General features: G+C 63.9%; 10 protein-coding genes. 7 read left to right on the forward strand and 3 right to left on the reverse strand.

What is annotated here, in order from left to right; genetic code table 11:
• Positions 1-20 precede the first annotated feature (20 nt).
• Positions 21-1,823, reverse strand: coding sequence for a LuxR C-terminal-related transcriptional regulator (locus tag GT613_RS13470; RefSeq protein WP_009305759.1), 1,803 nt, complete (start codon positions 1,821-1,823; stop codon positions 21-23).
• A gap of 240 nt (positions 1,824-2,063) precedes the next feature.
• Here GT613_RS13470 and GT613_RS13475 point away from each other — a divergent pair, with 240 nt between their 5' ends.
• Positions 2,064-3,830, forward strand: a complete 1,767-nt coding sequence (locus GT613_RS13475; protein ID WP_009305760.1) for an FAD-dependent oxidoreductase — start codon at positions 2,064-2,066, stop codon at positions 3,828-3,830.
• A gap of 945 nt (positions 3,831-4,775) precedes the next feature.
• Here GT613_RS13475 and GT613_RS13480 read toward each other — a convergent pair.
• Positions 4,776-6,554, reverse strand: a complete 1,779-nt coding sequence (locus GT613_RS13480; RefSeq protein ID WP_009305761.1) for an FAD-dependent oxidoreductase — start codon at positions 6,552-6,554, stop codon at positions 4,776-4,778.
• 241 nt (positions 6,555-6,795) lie between these two features.
• Between GT613_RS13480 and GT613_RS13485 the strand changes: the two genes are divergently transcribed.
• Entirely contained in the window at positions 6,796-8,319 is a 1,524-nt protein-coding gene (locus tag GT613_RS13485; RefSeq protein ID WP_009305762.1) for a helix-turn-helix transcriptional regulator, read from the forward strand.
• A gap of 213 nt (positions 8,320-8,532) precedes the next feature.
• On the opposite strand, the gene GT613_RS13490 is transcribed toward GT613_RS13485, so the two are convergent.
• Positions 8,533-8,961: a DUF2871 domain-containing protein gene (locus tag GT613_RS13490; RefSeq protein WP_009305763.1), complete on the reverse strand. Its 429-nt coding sequence runs from the start codon at positions 8,959-8,961 to the stop codon at positions 8,533-8,535.
• A gap of 200 nt (positions 8,962-9,161) precedes the next feature.
• On the opposite strand from GT613_RS13490, the gene GT613_RS13495 reads away from it, so the two are divergent.
• From GT613_RS13495 to GT613_RS13515, 5 genes are all read left to right on the forward strand, one after another.
• Positions 9,162-10,343, forward strand: coding sequence for a pyridoxal phosphate-dependent aminotransferase (locus GT613_RS13495; protein ID WP_035577440.1), 1,182 nt, complete (start codon positions 9,162-9,164; stop codon positions 10,341-10,343).
• Positions 10,344-10,554: 211 nt separating this feature from the next.
• Positions 10,555-11,955 carry an APC family permease gene (locus GT613_RS13500; protein ID WP_009305765.1) on the forward strand — a complete coding sequence of 467 codons (1,401 nt, stop codon included), beginning with the start codon at positions 10,555-10,557 and terminating at the stop codon, positions 11,953-11,955.
• Positions 11,956-12,117: 162 nt separating this feature from the next.
• Positions 12,118-13,026, forward strand: a complete 909-nt coding sequence (locus GT613_RS13505; RefSeq protein ID WP_009305766.1) for a PfkB family carbohydrate kinase — start codon at positions 12,118-12,120, stop codon at positions 13,024-13,026.
• Between the two features lie 170 nt (positions 13,027-13,196).
• Positions 13,197-17,489 (forward strand): EAL domain-containing protein, encoded by a 4,293-nt coding sequence (locus GT613_RS13510; protein WP_240132896.1) that lies wholly within the window; start codon positions 13,197-13,199, stop codon positions 17,487-17,489.
• A 219-nt stretch (positions 17,490-17,708) separates the two neighbouring features.
• Positions 17,709-19,586 (forward strand): MFS transporter, encoded by a 1,878-nt coding sequence (locus tag GT613_RS13515; RefSeq protein WP_009305769.1) that lies wholly within the window; start codon positions 17,709-17,711, stop codon positions 19,584-19,586.
• Positions 19,587-19,746 lie beyond the last annotated feature (160 nt).

Below are 19,746 nucleotides of genomic sequence, written 5' to 3' on the forward strand. Positions count from 1 at the left end.
CGGGCATCGTGCGCTGTCGGCTACCCCTCGCGGCACAGGTCGATGATGTCCTGCTTGGAGTGGACGTCGAGCTTTCGGTACACGCGCTTCGTATACGTCTTCACGGTGTTCTCCGAGACGTCGAGAGCGCGCGCGATGGCGGCCACCGTTTCCCCGAGGGCCAGCAGCTCGAGCGTTTGACGCTCGCGGTCGGTCAGGCCGTGTTGGAGGGCTAAGCGCTCGCACGGGTTCGCGCGGGTGACCGCGAGGGGCGCTGATGCCGGTTGGTCGTCTCCGACGGCGCATTGTCGCCCGAAAGCCTCGGTTTCGGGTGCAAAAGCGCGGTTTTCGGGCGACAATGCGTCCGTGGAGTGCGCGGGCGCGACGTCGGCCAAGCGAGGCTGGCGCATGAAGGCCGCCAGTTCCGCACGGGTATGCACGTCGAAGGCTCGGTAGATCTTCTGCGTATGGTATTTCACGGCGCTCGGCGAGAGGTAGAGATCCTGCGCGATGCGCGCGATGGTGCGACCCTCTAGAAGCTGTTTGAAGACGGTGGTTTCCAGATCGCTCAGCCCGTAGGCGGCGGCGACGAGATCGGGTTCGGGCGCGGCGACGATCTGGATCGGCGCGGAGGCAAGCCGGGTTGCGTCGGCGGGTTCCGAGGCGGCGCCGCCGGACGGTCGCGCGTCTTGCTCGGGCGGCGGTGAAGGCTGCGGATCGCTGCGGCGCGGGATGCGCTCGCGGCCAAGGAGCCAGGAAGCACCCAGCATGACCAGGTACAGCGTTCCCAACCCGATGAGGGCGAACCCGGCGTTCGTCCCCGGAAGGTACACGCGGGTCAGCGCACCCGCTTCCGTTCCCGCCAGCAGGCACAGCAGCGAAACCGTGTCGCTTGCAGCGTACAGCGGCATGACGGGTATGCGCGCAGCCTTTCCCACTTCGGCGATGGTGCAGGCCAGCACGATGCCGCACATCATGTAGCCCGTGGTGGCCAGTGTGCCGGCAATAGCGGGAGGGACGGCTTCCGTCAGCCCTGGCAGCACCAGCAGGCCCAGCGCGGAAAGCGGCAGCGCCACGCGGTAGCTGCCTTCCAGCTTGAACGGCTGGCGAAACAGCAGCGCGGGCACCGACATGATGACCAGCACGCAGGCGGAAATCCCCAGCACGAGGTACTGCATGAGATCGGGATCGATGTCGGGTTGCCCCGATAGGCTGGTGACGAACCCGCTGAGCAGGGCGAACAATCCTACGGCGAGCACGCCTTTGCCCACAAGCGGCGCGACGTCGGCTATCTGGCTGGAGAAGGTGCGCTCGATGGGCCGTGCGACGCGCAGCCGGGTGGCGCAGGCGCATGCCGCCAGCAGCGATGCCAGGGTGATGGGGATGTACCATTCCTGCGGGTATTGCAGCACGATCGCGCACAGCGCGGTGGCGGCCGCATGGCTGCCCAGCAGGAACAGGTAGCTGGTGCGGTAGGAAAACATCGGCAGCGCCGACAGCCACAGCAAGCTGAGCACCGCCTGGCCGACGCCGATGAGCACCGTGCCCGCCACGAACCCGGGCTGCACGCCTGCGCTGCATGATCCCGGCACCAGCGCGAATCCTATGCACAGCGCTACGGCGGCGAAACCGGCCGCCTTCGAGCCAAGGGGCTCGTGCGCGACGTTGCGGTACCGCAGGGCGACGGCTACGAACGCTGCTGCGTGCGTAGCGCCGAGCACCGGCATGTATGTGCCGTCGTCGAATGAGGGCACGCTGGCGAACGCGGTGGTCGCATGGTAGCTGAGGATATTGGCAAGCAGGAGAAACGCATATCCTGCGTAGCATGCTGCGCGCGTAGCCATGTTCGATCTCCCCTCCATGCCCCGAGCCATCCGCTTCCCGTGCGGATGCCGCGCCCTGCCCTACATGATACCCGTCGCGAAGCGCCGCGCTGCTCATTTTGGCCGTTTCGGGTGACAGAAAACCGGGTCTTGGCGGCTCTGGGTGATGCCCGTTTGCCTGCCGCTTCGTATGCTGGAGGCGTGGTTGGCGGCCTTTCGGCGGTCGTCCATTTCGTCAAAGGAAGAGGGAAGGGGATCATTATGAGAGAGCAGAAACTCACCCGTCGCACGTTTCTCGGCTTGGGCGCGACAGCTGCGGTGGCCGGGGCGGCCGGCCTCGCGGGATGCGCGCCGGCTGCGAAAAGCGATGCGGGCGCAGACGCAGGCGCGGCCGAGGGCGGCGCGGCAGGTTCGGGCGGCGCAGCGACGGGCGGCAACCCCACCGAGTTCGTGCCGTCGTTCATGAACCCGCCGGCGCCCGTCGACGAGTCGAAGGTAACCGAAACCGTCGACGTCGATGTGTGCGTGGTGGGCCTCGGCCTGGCGGGCGTGTGCGCGCTGCGCGAAGCCGCGGAGTCGGGCGCGAAGACGTTCGGCTTCGATAAAGGTTCCGACGTGGGCTACCGCTCGGGCGAGTTCGGCACGTTCGGCAGCGAGATCCACAAGCAGCTGGGCATCGAGCAGCCTGAGACGCAGGAAGTGGTCAACGAGCTGATGAAGGTCATGGGCAACCGCCCCAATGCGCAGCTGCTGAACTATTGGATCGCGAACTCCGGCCCGGACTTGGACTGGTACATCGGCACTGCCGAGCACGAGCTGCTGACCAGCGACCACGACGTGCCCACCGACCCCGAGAAGCCCTACGTGTTCCCTGAGCGCTTCCCGGTGAACGAGAACTACAATTGGCGCGAGGAGAACTACCCGTGCTTCCCCGGCATGGTGCACCTGCTGCCCGATCACGGCTGGGCCATGCACGGCACGCTGGAGGCCGCGCAGAAGGCCGGCGCCGAGGCGCGTTTCAACCTGAAGGGCGAGCAGCTCATCAAGGAAGGCGACAAGGTGGTGGGCGTGTACGCGTCCGACGAAGACGGCAACATCGTGCGCGTCAACGCGAAGAAGGGTGTCGTGCTGTCGTGCGGCGACATGTCCAGCGACACCGAGATGCTGACGTACTACGCGCCCCAGGCCACAAAGTACGGCTGCTTCTTCAGCACCATGGACAAGAGCGGAAAGCCGGTGAACACGGGCGACGGCCACAAGATGGCCATGTGGGCCGGCGCGGTCATGGAGGACGGCCCCTATGCCCCGATGACGCACAGCCTGGGAACGAACTCCGTCGGCATCGACCCGTTCCTCATGGTGAACCAGGACGGCAAGCGCTTCGCCAACGAGGACGTGGGAGCGCAGGAGCTGCAGAACGCCATCAAGCGTCAGAAGGGCGGCGTGTCGTACCAGATCTTCGACAGCAAGTGGAAAGAGCAGCTGTCGGCGATGCCCCAGTGCTTCGGCGGCGTGACGCACTACATCCCGCCCGAGCAGGAAGCCGAGTACGAGCACGCCATCAACCACTTCGCTGCGGGCTACGCCTCCGACACGTACTTCCAGGGCGAGATCGAGCAGGGCTCCATCATCCCGGCCGATTCCATCGAGGAGTTGGCGAAGGCCGTGAACATCCCGGCTGACGCGCTGGTGGAGACGGTGGAGCGCTACAACGAGCTGGCGCACGCGGGCAAGGACGCGGACTTCTCCAAGGTGTCCACGCGCCTGTTCCCCATCGAGAACCCGCCGTACTACGCGGTGCCGTTCGGCGACTCGGGCATGTTGGTGCTGATCGGCGGCATCGACTGCGACGTCGACTGCCGCGCGCTCGATGCCGAGAAGAACCCGGTGCCCGGCCTGTTCGTGGCGGGGAACACCATGGGCGGCCGCTTCCTGGTGGACTATCCCGTGACGGTGGCCGGCGCCAGCCACTCGATGGCCATGTCGTTCGGTCGCCTGGCCGGTCGCAAGGCGGCAGAAGGCAAGTAGCGCGAAGCCCTGCGGCGCGCATCGCGCGCGCCGCAGGGTGCCGGGCGGCGTTGCCGCCCGGCACCCTCGCGCGGCTGCGCTGCGCGAGGCCTCCTGTACCGTACCGCCCAAGGCCGCTCGCCTCCCTCCCCGAGCGGCCTTGGTCTTGCGCGGCGCTACTGCGGCAACACGTAGCGCCGCGCTGGTCCGAAATCGTCCGGCAATCGTCCGACAATCGTCCGAAATCTACCGGCGATCTACCGAAAATCGTCCAAAATCTACCGAAATCTACCGGTCGGTGTGTAAGCGGGGGCGGTTGGGCGGGGCGGCGGGGGGCCCCGGCTGGGGTGCTCTGGCGGAAGTGGGCGAAAAACGGCTCCTGTGACAAATTTCGCGCGGTCCGGCGGGCGCGCGGCGGTGCGTCCGAATACATAACCCCAGGTGGCGAAAATCTCGCGTGCTCCTTCCTGCTGAAAACCGCTCGCAGGATTGTCATGGGAGCCGATTCGCGCCCACGGATTGGGAATGTGCGCTGCCGGGCGGGGCGCGACCCACGCGCCCGCGGGTCGGAGGCTCCGCAGCATGGAATCACGGTTGTGAACGATTTTTCGACGCGGAAATCTTTCGAAAGCCTGCGAAAGGCCTGGTCGGCTGTGTCGGTCCGATGCAAGAATCGTTCATAACCGTGATTCCGTGCTAGGGGTGGCGGGTCGGCGCGCTGTCGGACGGCGGCTCCCGCGCGCGCTCGCGGATCGGGGGACGCGGCTTCGACGGCCGCCGGTTTCCGGATCGTGCGCAGTCGGCTGCGATCCGGATCGCGATACAGAGGGGCGGGGTTGATGCCCCGTTCCCGTTTCCTGCGAGAAGAGGGAACCGCCCGATCGGTTGGAGCCGGGCGGGCGGTTCTCGTTTTCCAGCTCGCCAAGGGGGAGGGGAGGTCGGCGAGTGTGGACGGGGTTGTTCGGTTTACAGCTGCGCCAGGATGCGGCCGACCAGCATGCCGTGCGTCAGCGCCATGCCATGGCTGATGCCGGGAGCCGGCAGGGGGTAGTCGACGAGGAAGCGGCCGCCTTGGGCGTTGCCCACAGCGTACAGGCCCTCGATGACCTCGTCCTCGGTGTCCATCACGTTGAAGTCCACGTCGGTTTGCAGGCCGCCCATGTTCACGAGGATCACCGTGTCGGTGAGCGGGTAGGCGTAGAACGGACCTTCCTCTACGGGGAACAGACGGTCGGCGCGCTTGCCGAAGTCCTCGTCGTTGCCGGCGGCCGCCAGCTCGTTATAGCGCTCGATGGTGGCGGTGAGCGCGGCTTCGTCGACTTCCATGAGCTTGGCCAGCTCGGCGATGGAGTTCGCCGTCACGCCCAAGGCCTTCTCGCCCTCGAAGTAGCTCAGGAAGCCCGGCGTGTTGCCGTCTTCGTTATCCTCGTCGGAGATGTAGGCGTTTTTGCCGTACGAGCCGTTGGGCACGTCGGCGCCCGACTCCACGTACCAGTTCACGTTGCCGTGGCCGGTGTCCATGTACTTGATCTGGTCTTTCCACTTGCTGTCGAAGATCTGCCAGGCCGTCTTCTTCGGCAGGCGCGAAAGCTGGTTCTGGAACGGCTGGCCTCCCACGTCCTCGTTCATGAAGCGCTCGCCGTTGATGTCCACCAGCAAGAACGCATCCATGCCCAGAGGTCCGCCCAGGTGGTGCGTCATGGGAGCGTGCGGACCGTCCTCCATCTTCGCGCCGATCCACATGCCCATCTGCTGGCCGTCGCCCGTGTTCGTCTTCTCGCCCTTGGCGTCGACGTTCGGGAAAATGCTCATGAAGCGGTCGGACCACGGCACGTAGTAGCTCATCATTTCGGCGTTCGAGGCGTAGTCGCCCGTAGCCAGAAGCACGGCCTTGCTGGCGGTGATCTTCTTGTAATCGCCGTTCTCGTCTTCGACGATGACGCCTTCCACGCGTCCTGCGTTGTCCGGACGCACCAGCTGGCGGGCGAACGTGGAGTACAGGAACTGCACGCCGGCCTTTTCGCAAATGTCCACCATGTTCTGGATGTAGGGGCCGTTGTCGGGCAGGCAGATCTGGCAGTCGTCGAAGATGGGGTAGAAATCGTCGGCGATGTTGGCCTCGGCGGGATGCGGCCAGTGCATTTTGCGGACGCTCATGGACTTGCCGTCGTAGGTGTCGGATTCCGCCTCCACCACGTACTGACCCTCGCTGGCGGCCAGGAACCAATCGAACGCCTCGCCGGAGTTGTCGGCCCACAGGTTCAGGATGCGCTGGTTGGGGCGGTAGCCGCACTCTTTCATGATCTGGCCGACTGCGGCGTTCTTGTCGATGTGGATGCCCAGGTCCTCTTGGATTTTGCCGCCGATGCAGCCCACCTGGTTCGAGCGGTACTGCCACGTGGTGGCCTTCTCCACGACGACGATGTTCTTCGCGCCGCTTTCCACGGCTGCGCGAGCCGCGCTGATGCCGGAGAGTCCGGCGCCCACGATGACGATGTCGGCTTCGACGGTCTCTTTGATGTCGCTGTCGGCAATGGGGCTCGGAGCGGTCAAGAAGCTCGGTCCGCCGGCGGCGGTGGAGCCGGATGCGGCGCTGGCGTCCGATGCGCCTGCGCTTGCCGCGTCGCTGCTGGCTTGCGGCGAGCAGCCGGCCAGCCCTGCGGCTCCGGCGGCCATGGCGGCTGTGGCGCCCAAGCCTAGAAACGCGCGGCGGGACAGCCCTCGTTCATTGCGTGACATGGTCATGTCGTCCTCCCTGTTCGAAGTGTTCTCGCGTCATCCCTCATGTGACGCTGGCATGACGATACGTCGCAGCGCGTGGTTTGCCGCCGACCCAAAGGGTTGATTCCGAAGGAGGTGGGTTGATATCGTCCCAAAGGGTTGATGCTGGCGTGCGTTCGCGCTCCGGGTGAAAAAGTCCGGTACAATGACGGAAGTTTTCAGGGGCGTGCGAGGGGCGAGCGATCGTCCGGAGGGAGGAGGATCGGTGAAGGCTGCGTTCTCGTCGACAAGCCGCGAATTCACTTCGCGCTACGCCGGTCTAAGCTTCTACTGGGCCTGGGTGTTCTTGTCGTTCAATTCGCTGGATATAGTGGGAGGGGACGGACGGGCAATCTCGATAGTGCACATTATGTCGTCGGCTACCGCTATGGTGATGTTTGCGGTATGTGCGTTGAGCTGGCGCTCGGTGATGGGGTGGGCGGCCAAGCGCGTTCGAATCGTGCTGCTGGCATGCGGCGTGACGGCGCTTGCCGGAACCTGCCTGTACGCACTCCCCTTGTTCTCCGCTTTGCCTGCGGCGATGGGCGCAGGCGCGTTTGCCACGGGATTCGCTTGCACGCCTATCGTCTTGGCTTGGGGTGTAATCTATCGTGACCTCGACGCCCGGCGCGCCGTGCTGTTCACGTCCATGACGTTTCTGGGCGCCGCCTTGCTGTACGGGGCGATCATGCTGCTTGGGTCGACGATGGCGCCGGTTGCGGTGTCGCTGCTGCCCTTGGCCGCGGCGGTTGCTGCGATGGTGAGCTTGCGCGATTGGCGGGCCGAATGCGCGCCGGATGCCGAAGCGCGCCGCCGCGCGCGGAGCGAGATACGCGACCTCGTGCGCACGGCGCTGTCGTGGCGCGTGCTGGTAGGGCTGATCGCGGCGTTGTTCTCGTATGGCGGGCTGCGGGTGTATTTCGGCTCGGTTGCGCCGAGCGTGTTCTCGGATCCCGCGCTCATGGCGGGCACCATCGCGTTGGCGGCGTTCGTGTTCTTCGTGTATGGCGCTCTGGTGTCACGCACGAGCCTCAACCTTGGCGTGCTGTACCGTATCGCCATGTCGGTGTGGGCGTTGGCGTTCGTGTTGATCGCGCTGGTGGGTCACGACAACGTGACGATGGTGTTCTTCATGGCGTCGCTCAGCTCGGTGCTGTTCGAGGTGCTCACCTGGGCGCTTTTGGTCGAAATCGCGCGCACGACTCATTTTGCGGCGCTGCTGGTGTTCGCGGTGGGCCGTTTGGCCGTGCATGTGGGAATAGTGGCTGGCGAGGTGGCTGCGTTTGCATTGATCGACGATATGGCGTTGTTCGCGGTTGTGGCCGTGTTCGTGTTGGTGGCGTCGACGGGTTTCGCGTTCGCCGACCGCGATACCACGTTCGCATTTGAGAGCCCGACGCCGGCCGAGTTGGAGCGACTTTCCGGTGGGGACGGGCGTTCGCATGCCGACGAGTCGGTTTCGTCTGGCTCGGGGGCTGCGGGCTCTGCGGTTGAGCCGGCGGATGCGAGCCTTGTTCCTGTCGCCGCGGACGTTGGGGCGCGCATCGAAGCGCTGGCGAAAGCGTATCAGCTATCGCCGCGCGAGAAGGAGGTGTTCGCTCTGTGGGTGACGGGGCACGGCTCGAAGTACATCCAGGAGAAGTTCGTCATCTCGCCGGCAACGGTGAAAACCCATGTGCGCCATATTTACGAGAAGTGCGATGTCCACAACCGCGCCGAACTTATGCGCAAGCTGGAAGAGGCCGGCTGAGAAGCGACGCGGCTTCGACGCGCTGCCGGGCGGCATTTCCCGCGCGTGCCCGCGGATCGGGCGTGCGGCTTCGGCGCGCTGCCGGTTTCCGGAACGTGCGCCGGTCGGCTGCGATCCTGCGAAAGCGCGGCGTCCTTGCTTGGCGCCAAAACGACGAAGCCCTCCAACATCTGGGCGGAGGGCTTCGCGGGGGGCGGTCGCGGAGGCGCGCCCTTAGGCGCGCGTTGCCAGCTTGCGGTTCACCACGCGCTTGAACATCACGGTGAGCAGCACGAGGCCCACGCCGATGAGGATGTGGCCGATGCCGGCGATGCCCGAGATGGCGGCGTCGGGCATCGCAAGCGGTGCTCCGGTGACTTCCACGACGCCGCGCACCAGCATCATGCACACGGTGACGACCAGGCCAACGTTGTACACGATGTAGAATGGCTTGAACAGCTTGTCGCCGGTGAAGTCGTCCTGCAAAGCGAACAGCGTGGCGATCAGGAATACCGCGAACCCGAGCACCAGCAGGTGCGGGTGCATAAGTCCCAGTGTGGTCTGCCCGGTGAACTGCGCGAAGTTCGTGAACTCGCGGAAGAATACGCCTGCCGCCGCCCCGGCGATAAGGTATACGAGTGCGGTGTTGATCAGTTTCTTCATAAGGATCCTCCCTGGTCCGTATGGTCAAATATGAACGTTGTTCATTATCCGAGGTTTCTTTTTCCGAAGGGGATATGTCACCAAATCGTCATCAATTGCCGTTTCCCTGCGGGCGATCCACGAGCGCGAGCGGTTGTGCTACCCTGTTCCTCATCGAAATCAACGGCGGAGCCGGGCGACAAGACGAGGACGTGGTGCATATGGTGAACGAGAGAATGTACGGCTTGGGAGCCGAGCCGAGCGCGATTCGCGAGTTGTTCGCGTACGGCATGGTGCGCAAGGCGGAAATCGGCGCCGAGAACGTGTTCGACTTCAGCATCGGCAACCCTAGCGTTCCCGCGCCCGATGCCGTGAAGCAGGCGGTGCTCGAGCTCATGGACGAGGAGCCCAGCGCCTTGCACGGCTACACGCCGGCAGCGGGCGATCCGCGCGTGCGCCAGGCCGTGGCTGACCATATTCGCCGTCGCTACGACGTGCCCGCCCAGCCCGAGCAGGTGTACCTCACGGCAGGTGCCGCCGCAGGCTTGGCCATCTCCATCTCGGCCGTCACCGAGCCTGGCGACGAGGTCATCATCATCGCCCCGTTCTTTCCCGAGTACAAGGTGTGGATCGGCACGGCGGGATGCGCGTGCGTGGAGGTGCCGGCGCATGTGCCCGACTTCCAGCTGGATATCGACGCGCTTGCGCAGGCCATCGGACCGAAGACGGCCGCCATCATCCTCAACTCGCCGAACAACCCGGTGGGCGCCGTGTGCTCGCGCGAGAACCTGGAGGCGTTCGCCGCGCTGCTTGCGCGCAAGGAAGAAGAGCTCGGCCGCAAGCTGTACGTTATCAGCGACGAGCCGTACCGCGAGATCACGTACGGCGCCGAGGTTCCCTACGTGCCGTGCGTGTGGCCGCGCACCATCGTGTGCTACTCGTACTCGAAGTCGCTGTCGCTGCCGGGCGAGCGCATCGGGTATCTGTACGTGTCCGACCTGATGGACGACGCGCGCGAAGTGTCCACGGCGGTGGCCGGCGCGGGCCGCGCGCTGGGCTTCATCTGCGCACCGGTGCTGTTCCAGCGCGTTATCGCGCGCTGCATCGATGAGCCTTCCGACGTGGCGGCCTACGCGGCCAACCGCGAGCTGCTGACGACGGGCCTCGGCGAGTTGGGATACGAGTTCGTGGAACCGCAGGGCGCGTTCTACCTGTGGGTGCGCGCGCTCGAGGACGACGCGCAGGCGTTCAGCGATCGCGCGAAGGCTCATGAGCTGCTGCTGGTTCCATCCGACAGCTTCGGCGTCGGCGGCTGGGTGCGCGTGAGCTACTGCGTCTCGCGCGAGGTCATCGAGCGCAGCATGCCCGCGTTCAAGGCTCTCAAAGAATCGTACGAAGGCTAAGGGCTTGCCGTAAAGGGCCGGCGACGCGGCTTCGGCCGTCGTTGTCGGCTTTTTGTTTTGCCGAACCGGAAAGGTCGGGAAAAAGTGTTGCCCTCCTCGAACTAATGATGGCGCTCTCGTCCTCGACGCGCGATAATATCGCTAGATCGCTTTGCTGCGATAAAGCAGCATAGCGATGCAGACGGTATAGGTTCGAACAAGGGGACACACGATGGCTCAGCAAGACGGTTCTCCGGCGAAGGCGTCCGGAGAGAACATCGAGCAGTTCGGCTACAAGCAGGAACTGCGAAGAGGTATGGGACTATGGGACGTGGTATTGTACGGCGTCCTGTTCATGGTGATTATCGCGCCGCAGTCCATTTTCGGCACCATCCAGCAGAACAGCCACGGCATGACGCCGCTGGTGTACATCATCGGCTTCGTGGCCATTCTGTTCACGGCTATGAGCTACATGCGCATGAGCAAGCGGTTCCCCATTGCGGGTTCGGTGTACTCCTACGTGCAGCGCGGCATCAACCCGCACGTGGGCTTCATGGCGGGCTGGCTGATCCTGCTCGACTACGTGCTGGTTCCCTCCTTGCTCATCGTCATGGTGATGAACTGGGGCGTGGCGCTGGTGCCGGGCAGCCCGGCATGGCTGTGGGCTGTGGCGTTCATCGCGTTCAACACGTTCGTCAACATTCGCGGCATTCAGATGAGCCGCGGCGTTGACTGGGTCATCTTCATCGTCGAGATTGTGGCCGTGGTCGCGTTCATCGCTCTTGGCACCAACTTCGTGTTGGGCGGCGGCGGCGCGGGCGGCTTCGTCCTCGACCCGATCTACCAACCGGGTCAGGTGGACGCGCACTTCGTGGCGGCGGGCATCTCCATCGCGGCGCTTTCGTTCCTGGGCTTCGACGGCATGTCCACGCTGGCCGAGGAAACGCACGAGCCCGAGAAGAACATCGGCAAGGGCATCATCATCGCACTGTCCATCATCATCGTCGTGTTCGTGGCGCAGACCTACATCGCCGCCATCGTGCAGCCCGATTGGGCGGCCACCGATCCCGACATGGGCTTCTTCGATTCCGTCTACCTGGTGGGCGGGCCGGTGTTCTACAAGATCATGTTGCTGGTCAACATCGTCGCGGTGGGCATCGCCAACATCATCAACGCGCAGATGGCATCCTCGCGCCTGCTGTACAGCATGGGCCGCGACGGCGTGATCCCGCGCGTGTTCGGCAAGGTGCATCCGAAGTTCCAGACGCCGTGGTTCGCCTCCATCTTCTTGGGCGCGATCACGCTGTGCCTGGCGCTTCCGCTGCAGGACTACATGGGCACGCTGGCGGGCTTCGTGAACTTCGGCGCCCTGTCGTCGTTCATCCTGCTGAACTTCGCCGTGTTCTGGTTCTTCTTCGTGAAGGAGAAGAAGCGCGCGTCGTTCAAGGACATCCTGATGTACCTCATCTGCCCGTTCATCGGCATAGCCATTTTGGGCTACGTGTTCACCGGCTTCGAGTGGGCCACGTATGCCGTGGGCGTCACCTGGCTGGTCATCGGCCTGATCATCGGCGCGGTGAAATCCAAGGGATACAAGGAAGTGCCCGAGGCGTTCAAGAACCTGGAAGTGTAAGGACGCATTCGTTGATTGAAGGGACGGCCGCGGCGTATTTGCCGCGGCCGTTCGCGTTTTCGTTCCCCGCAACGCATCATCGCCCGAAAAACACGCCTCAGCTTCGATTTCCGTGTTTTTCGGGCGATGATGGTGCGCAAGCCGAATGAGAAGGAGATGACGATGGGCGAAGGAAAGGCCGTGCTGGCCGTCGGAGCCATCATGGTGGACATGCTGTGCCAGGTTGCGCGCCTGCCCCGATCGGGCGAGGGGATCGTGGTGGAGGAGTCGCGCGCCGTCGTGGGCGGTTGCGCGTTCAACGCGGCGAACGTGCTGCGGCAGCTGGGTGCTCCGTACGAGCTGTTTGCGCCGGTGGGGTGCGGCATCTTCGCCGGGTTCGTGGAACGCGAGCTGCGCGAGCGCGGGCTCGAGGCGCCGCGGTTCGATGATCGCGACAGCGGCGGCTGCATGTGCTTCGTGGAGCCGGGCGGCGAGCGCACGATGGTCACGCTGCCGGGCATCGAGCGTCATTTCGTGCGCGCATGGTTCGACCGTGTCGAGGCCGCGCGCTTCGGTTGCGGGTTCGCGAGCGGCTACGAGGTGGAAGGGCCGGGCGGCGACGCCATCATCTCGTTCTTCGAGGATCATCCCTCTATAGAGCTGTATTATGCGCCCGGCCCGCGCGTCTGCGGCGTAGGCGCGCAGAAGACGGCCCGCATCAACGCGTTGCATCCGGTATGGCATCTGAACGACCAAGAGGCGCTTGCGTATACCGGGCGCGCCACGGTTGAAGAGGCGGGCGCCGCCATCGCCGAGAAGTGCGGCAACGCGGTGGTGATCACGGCGGGCAAGGACGGCGCGCATCTGTTCGTCGATGGGCGGCATGCGGTGGTTTCTGCCGGGCTTGTGGATGTGGTGGACACCGTCGGCGCGGGCGATGCGCATCTGGGCGCGCTGACCGCGGCGCGCGCGGCTGGACACTCATGGGAAGACGCGCTGGCGTTGGCGAACCGCGTGGCCGGAGCGGTGTGCGGCGTGGAAGGGTCGACGCTGACCGACGAGGCGTTCGCGAGGACGGGTGCGCGGCTGTAGGACGCGTTGTCTGATGGCGCAGTCGTTCGTTGAGATATTCTCTGACGAAACTGTTATCTATACGTAAACTTGTCGTACAATTGAAGTTACTTTTCCCTAACGGCTAGGAATTGTCGTCGGTGCTTGCCCGTGCGATCTTCCCGGATGAAAGTGGTATGCTCATGGAGGCGATGTTCGGTGAAGTCGAAACCCTTGCCTACGTGATAGACAGCGAATGCCGCGTCGTCTACTTCAACAAGAAGATGGAGGTTGCGTTTCCCCATTTGAAAACGGGCATGCTTTGCTATCAGGCCTTGCGCGGCGAGCCCGCCTCTTGCCCGGATTGCCCGCTGATGCTTGACCATGCCAGCAAGGGCCGGGTCTACAACCAGCGCATCCGGAGCTGGATAGAGACAGAGGTGAGCGACATAGACTGGCCTGGCTCGGGCGCGTGCCACATTTTCCTGAGCCGTGTCATCGATCGGCCTGATTTGGGCGCGGCCGATCCGAAGCCGTTCGATGCCCTGACGGGCCTGTATACGCGCGAAGCGTTTTTCTCGGCGGTCTCCACTGCGATCCAAGCATATCCGGAGCGCTCGTATTGCCTGATGGCCGTTGACATCGAACATTTCAAGCTGTTCAACGAATGGTACGGCGAAGAGGCCGGAGATTTGTTTCTGGAAGAGGTGGGGAGGCTGCTCGGCGAGGCTGCAGTCGAGAGCGGCGGCGTTTCAGGCTATCTGAGCGGCGACGACTTCTGCATGCTGCTGCCTTGCGACGAGGGCATGATCGAGACTCTGCGAGCCCGCATTACCCAAAGCGCGCTTCATCACGGCAAAGGCATGGGCTTTCTTCCCGCGTTCGGGCTGTTCCGCATTGACGATCGGTCCCTGCCCGTCGGCATCATGTACGATCGCGCGTTGCTGGCTTTGGCCTCGGTCAAGGGGAATTACGCTCAGCGTTTCCGATGGTACGACGATGGTATGCTCAGAGAGATCAAGGACGACCATTCGCTTTTGCTCGAAGTGCAGCAGGCTTTGGAGAAGGGCGAGATCACGTTCTACGCTCAGCCGAAATGCAACCTCGACACGGGCAAGATCGTGGGCCTCGAGGCTCTGGTTCGCTGGATGCACCCTGAGCGCGGGCTCATCCCGCCGATCCAGTTTATCCCCATGCTGGAGCGAAATGGGCTGATAACCGCGCTCGATCTGCATATTTGGGAGGAAGTGTTCCGCGCTCTGCGCGCGTGGATGGACGCCGGCCAGGCGCCCGTGCCCATTTCCGTGAACGTGTCGCGCCGCGACTTGTATGCGCTCGATGTTTTGGGCACGTTCGAGGGATTGCTCGAAAAGTATGATATCCCCCCTCGTCTGCTCGCCGTCGAAATCACCGAAAGCGCGTACGTCGAGGATTGCGAGCTGATCGTGGACATCGTCGAGGGTTTCCATGACCTGGGCATCTCCGTTCATATGGACGATTTTGGCAGCGGGTATTCGTCGCTTGGCATGCTGAAGGACGTGAACGTCGACGTCTTGAAACTGGACATGAAGCTGCTGGACGCGATAGACGCGCAAAGCCGCAAAGCCCGTAGCATTCTGGAAGCCATCATCGGTATGGCGAACTTGCTGGACATCCGCGTGATCGCGGAGGGGGTGGAAACCGAATCCCAACGGCAATTGCTGGTGAAGATGGGGTGCCTGTACGGGCAAGGGTACTTCTTCTACAAGCCCATGCCGAAGGCGGAGTTCGAGCCTTTGATTGCGAATCGGACGAAGGTTGATTTCCGCGGCATCCATGCGGACTCCATCGAGAGGTTCCGTATTCGCGACCTGATAGAGAGCAGGGTGCTCAGCGATGCCATGCTCGACGATATCCTGGGTCCCTTGGTGCTGTACGATCTGTACGACGGCGAAGTGGAGCTTCTGAGCGCCAACGAGCATTACTGTCAGCTGAACGGGGTTAACGCCGTTGACCTGCACGAGCTGCGTTCCACGTTCGCGCGTCGAGCGTTCGAGTCGGATTGGGACGAGGTCATGGAAGCGTTCGAGCAAGCTCGCGAGAACGTCCCGAATGGCGCGGTCGTCGTAGTGCGTCGTATGCGCCCGGACGGGTCGACCGCTCACCTGCTCGTCCATCTGCTGTTCCTGCGCGAGCACGAAGGCCACTACCTGTATCTGGGTTCGCTGAGGGATGTGACTCGCGAGCGGCAGCAGGCGCGTCAGCTGGAGTCCTCTCGTCGAGCGTTATCGGCTGCCACGGATGCTTCCCCGCGCGATCCGCTGCTCGTAGCGTTGGGGGAAGAGAACCGGCGAACCGCCCTGGCGCTTTCCGCCGAGCTTTCGCCCGGAGGCATGATCGGAGGATACTGCGAGCCAGAGTTCCCGCTGTACTTCGCCAACGCTGCTATGGTGGAGCTTCTGGGTTACGACACGTACGAGGAACTGGCTGCGGGCATCGATTGGCGCGTGGGAAACACCATACATCCGGACGATCTGGCCTCGGTTGCGCTCGACATCGGGCCCGAGTATTACGTGGGGCTCGAGTACACTACCACGTACCGCATGGCTCGCAAGGACGGGACGTGGTTCTGGACGCTCGACAAAGGCCGGGTGGTCGAAGCGGAAGACGGCAGGCTTGCCATCGTGAGCGCTTGCACCGACATCACCGAAGTCATGGCGGTGCAACAGCAGCTTGCCGAGCGAAACAAATTGTTGATCAGCCAAAACGAAGAGCTTGCATTCCTGAATGAAGATATGCCCGGCGGCTATCATCGCTGCCTCGACGCTCCCGGGTGCGATTTCCTGTACATGAGCGACCGCTTTCTGGACATGTTCGGCTACACGCGCGAAGAGATAAAGGAGCTGTTCGACGACAAGTACATGCTCATGGTGCACCCCGACGACCGCGACAGCGTGGCCAAAGGCGTGACCGCGCTCAGGGAGGGCACTGCGGGGTCGGATCCGTTGGAGTACCGCATGAGAGCCAAGGACGGCTGGCGCTGGGTGATCGACCAGAGCCGTTTCTTGGAATACGATGACACCTCGTTTCTGCAGGGCGTCGTAGTGGACGTGACGGAAACCGTGGAACTGCGCGACATGATGAGCATGCTGATCGAGCACACCTCGAGCGACATCGTGCTGCTGTCATGGTCCGACAAAGAGGACGTCCGCGTGAACGTGGTGGCGTGCGGTGCGTCGAAGAAGTACGGGCTCTCGCCCGAGCAGTACGAGGATATCATTCGCGGCCAGCTGTACCTTCCGAGCGGAGACGGGGGCGGGCGCCTGGTCGACGAGATCGTCGACAAGATCGATCGAGGCGAGAGCTTGGCGATTGTGGATCGACCGCGCTTTCCCGGGCACGAGAACGTCTGGATGCACGTCGAGGCACGCCGCGTGGGCCTCGAGTCCTCTGAACGTATAGCGTTGTGCCTGGTCACCGATGTGACTACCATGAAGAACCAGCAACAGGAGCTGTGGCTCACCAAGCGAAAGCTGGAGGGGGTTCTGGATCAAGCCGGCGTCCAAAGCTGGGACTGGGACATCAACAGCAATCGCTTGGTGCTCTCGCGCAGCGAGCTTATGGAGCGTATATTCGCAGGTCTGAGCCGCTTCGAGGACGACATGCTGGTCGTGGACGGGTTCGACCCCGAGACTATGCGGTTCCGCTTCGTGCCGCCCGACTACCAGCAGGCGTTCAGGGACTCGTTTCGGGGCGTGCGCACTGCTCGCGATCGACAGCGCTCGGTGTTCGAGATTCCGTTCACGTTCGAGGACGGGGCGCCTGTGTGGATAGAGGTCGCGTGCGAGACGGTGCGCGATGAGCGGGATCGACCCGTCCGCGCGGTGGGATACTACCTTGACATGACCGATCGCAGAAACGAATCCTTGCAGAACAAAGCGAACTCCGAGGCGTTGCGGCAGCTGCGAGAACAGAGCTTCCAGCTGCTCAAGATGGCGAAGACCGATGCGTTGACCGGGTTGCATAACCGCCAGGCGGCCATCCCGAAGATAGAGGAGCGCCTACGCGCGGTCGAGGCGGGCGAGCTGGGCGATGCTTCGTGTGCGCTGATCATGTTGGATCTGGACTCCTTCAAGCTGGCCAACGACGTGTTCGGGCACGCGTACGGCGATCAGGTTATCGTGCATGTGGCCGAGGCTCTGAAGGAGTCGTTCCCTGGCGACGTCGTCTGCCGTATGGGTGGGGACGAGTTCCTGGTGTGGTGCGAGGACGTGGACGAGGGAGCGCTGGAGGATAGGATCGCCTCTGCGCTGCGTGCCATGGAGGTCGAACGCGTTGAGGACGGTCGAACGTTCCTGTTCTCAGCGTCGGCCGGTTACGTGCTGGTTCCGCAGGAGGGCTTCTCGTTCGACGACCTGTATCAGAAAGCGGATTCGGCGTTGTTCTCGGTCAAGATGGGCGGCAAGCGCTCCTGCTCGCGATACTGGTCTGGGATGAAGAGCGTTCGCTGCGAGCTGGCCGAGTGACGGGTGCTGCCGGCTCTTTGTCTGCAGCCGCTTCGGCTCGCTTGCTTGCGCGATCATGAAAACAACACTTACGAGAATGCTTGAGATTCGCTAGAATCGAAGATGCCACGGCGCGCTCCAGCGCGCCCGGCGTGTCTCGTTTCCCCGAAAGGCGCCTTCTGCGCTGGTAGGTTCGATGGGGCCAATCAAGACAACCGAAGACGAAAGGACGATTCCTTTATGCAAGGGAAACCTCTTGTGCTGCTGCTGTCCGTCTTGTACGGCAGCGCGTTCATTGCGGGGTTCAACGAGAACCTCGTCAACATGGCGCTCGTGTCCATCATGGCGGAGTACGGCGTCGACTCCGTGACGGCTCAGTGGCTGGTCACCGGCTATATGATCGTGGCCACCGTCGTGGTCACGTGCATGGCGTTTCTCTATCGGCGCTTCCATGTGCGCACGCTGTTCTTCGGCGCGGCCGGCTTGAGCATCGTCGGCTCCGCGATGGGGCTCGTCGCTCCCAGCTTCGAGCTGCTGCTGGTCGCGCGCCTCGTGCAGGCGGTGGGCACGGGCATCTTCATCCCGCTTATGATGAACACCATCCTCGTGGTCACGCCGAAGAACAAGCTGGGCACGTACCTGTCCGTCGGCGGCTGCATGATCACGTTCGGCCCCGCGTTCGCCCCGGTGGTGTGCGGCGCGCTGGTGACGGCGTTCGGATGGCACAGCATTTTCGTCGTGCCCATCGTGGCGATGGCGGTGCTGGCCGTGCTCGGCTTCTTCTACATGAAGAACCTCGAAACGCACGAAGCGCATCTCGACGTGCTGTCGGTGCTCCTTTCCGCCGTGGCGCTGACCGTGTTGTCGTTCGGTTTGACGCAGCTGACCACCGACGGTGTTCTGGCTGCTGCCGCCCTCGTGCTGGCGGCGGCCATGGTTGCAGTGTTCGTGGTGCGCCAGCTGCGATGCGCGCATCCGCTCATCGATTTGGCGCCGATGAAGAATCGCGCGTTCTGGCCGGCGCTCATTCTGGTGACCATCGCGATGATGAGCATGTTCTCGATGAGCGTGCTGTTGCCGCTGTACTTCGAAGGCGCGGCGGGCATGACCGCCTTCGCCGCTGGTCTGGTGATCCTCGTTCCCGTGCTGGCGAACGCGGGCGCCACGCTGCTGGGTGGCCGCATCATGGACAAACGAGGCGAATGGCCTTTGCTGCCTCTGGGCTTCGGCGGCATTGCCATCGGCTTCATCGCGTTGGTGGCGGTTGCGCCGCAGCTGTCCGTGCCGGCGGTGTTCGCGGCCATGCTGGTGATGTACGTGGCGGTGGGCTTCATCTTCTCGCCCTCGCAGACGGCAGGCCTGCGGGCGCTGCCGCCTCAGCAGAACCCGTTCGGCGTGGCGCTCATGACCACGTTCGTGCAGATCGCTGCATGCATCGGGCCATCGTTGTATATCGGCATCATGTCGTCGGGGCAAGCGGGCGCTGCGGCCGGGGGCGCTTCTGCGGCGCAGGCGACCGCGGACGGGTTCGCGCTTGCGATGGTGGTGGCCGCGGCCATCGGCGTCGTTGGGTTCGCTTTGTCGCTGGCGTATGCTCGCGCGGCGCGGAAGCGTGCGGCCGTGCAGGCCGTGGAACGCGCGGCGCAGTCTCCGGTGCAGTCGGTGCTGGCGTCCATCATGGAGGCCGACCCCTACACGCTGCCGGCCGCCACGCCGGTGCGCGAGGCGATGCGCGCGTTCGTGGATTTGAGGGTCGGCGGGTTGCCGCTGGTGGACGAGCAGGGGCATCCGGCGGGCTTCGTGTCCGACGGCGATGTGATGCGCTACCTCGCCGACAAGCATCCGCTGATCACGGGATCGTATTCGCTGGTAGAAGCTGCCAACAGCCAGACGTTCGACGAGCGCCTGCGCGAGCTCATCGAGCTTCCGGTGAGCGCGATTGCCACCGACAAGCTGGTGGCAATCGAGGCCGGATCGTCGCTGGAAGAGGTGTGCAACCTGCTGGCCACGCGCCGTTTGAAGAAGGTGCCAGTGGTGCGCGACGGCGCGATCGTGGGCACCGTCAACCGCTCCGACGTGCTGCGCTACGCGATGGACACCTGCCTGCAGGGAGTGTAGGGGAGACGTCCGGCTTCGCGGGGTGCTGCAGGGCTCTGGCCGGCTCCGCCGTGCTGCAGGCTGCCGGCTGGCTGAGATCCCTAGCGTGCGATCTCTGCCACGCCGAGGACGATCTGCTGTAGAACGGGAGCCGGAGGTGCGCGCGTCGGCCCGCGCGCAC

This window comes from Eggerthella sp. BIOML-A4, from assembly GCF_009875575.1.
GTDB classification, from domain to species: domain Bacteria; phylum Actinomycetota; class Coriobacteriia; order Coriobacteriales; family Eggerthellaceae; genus Eggerthella; species Eggerthella lenta.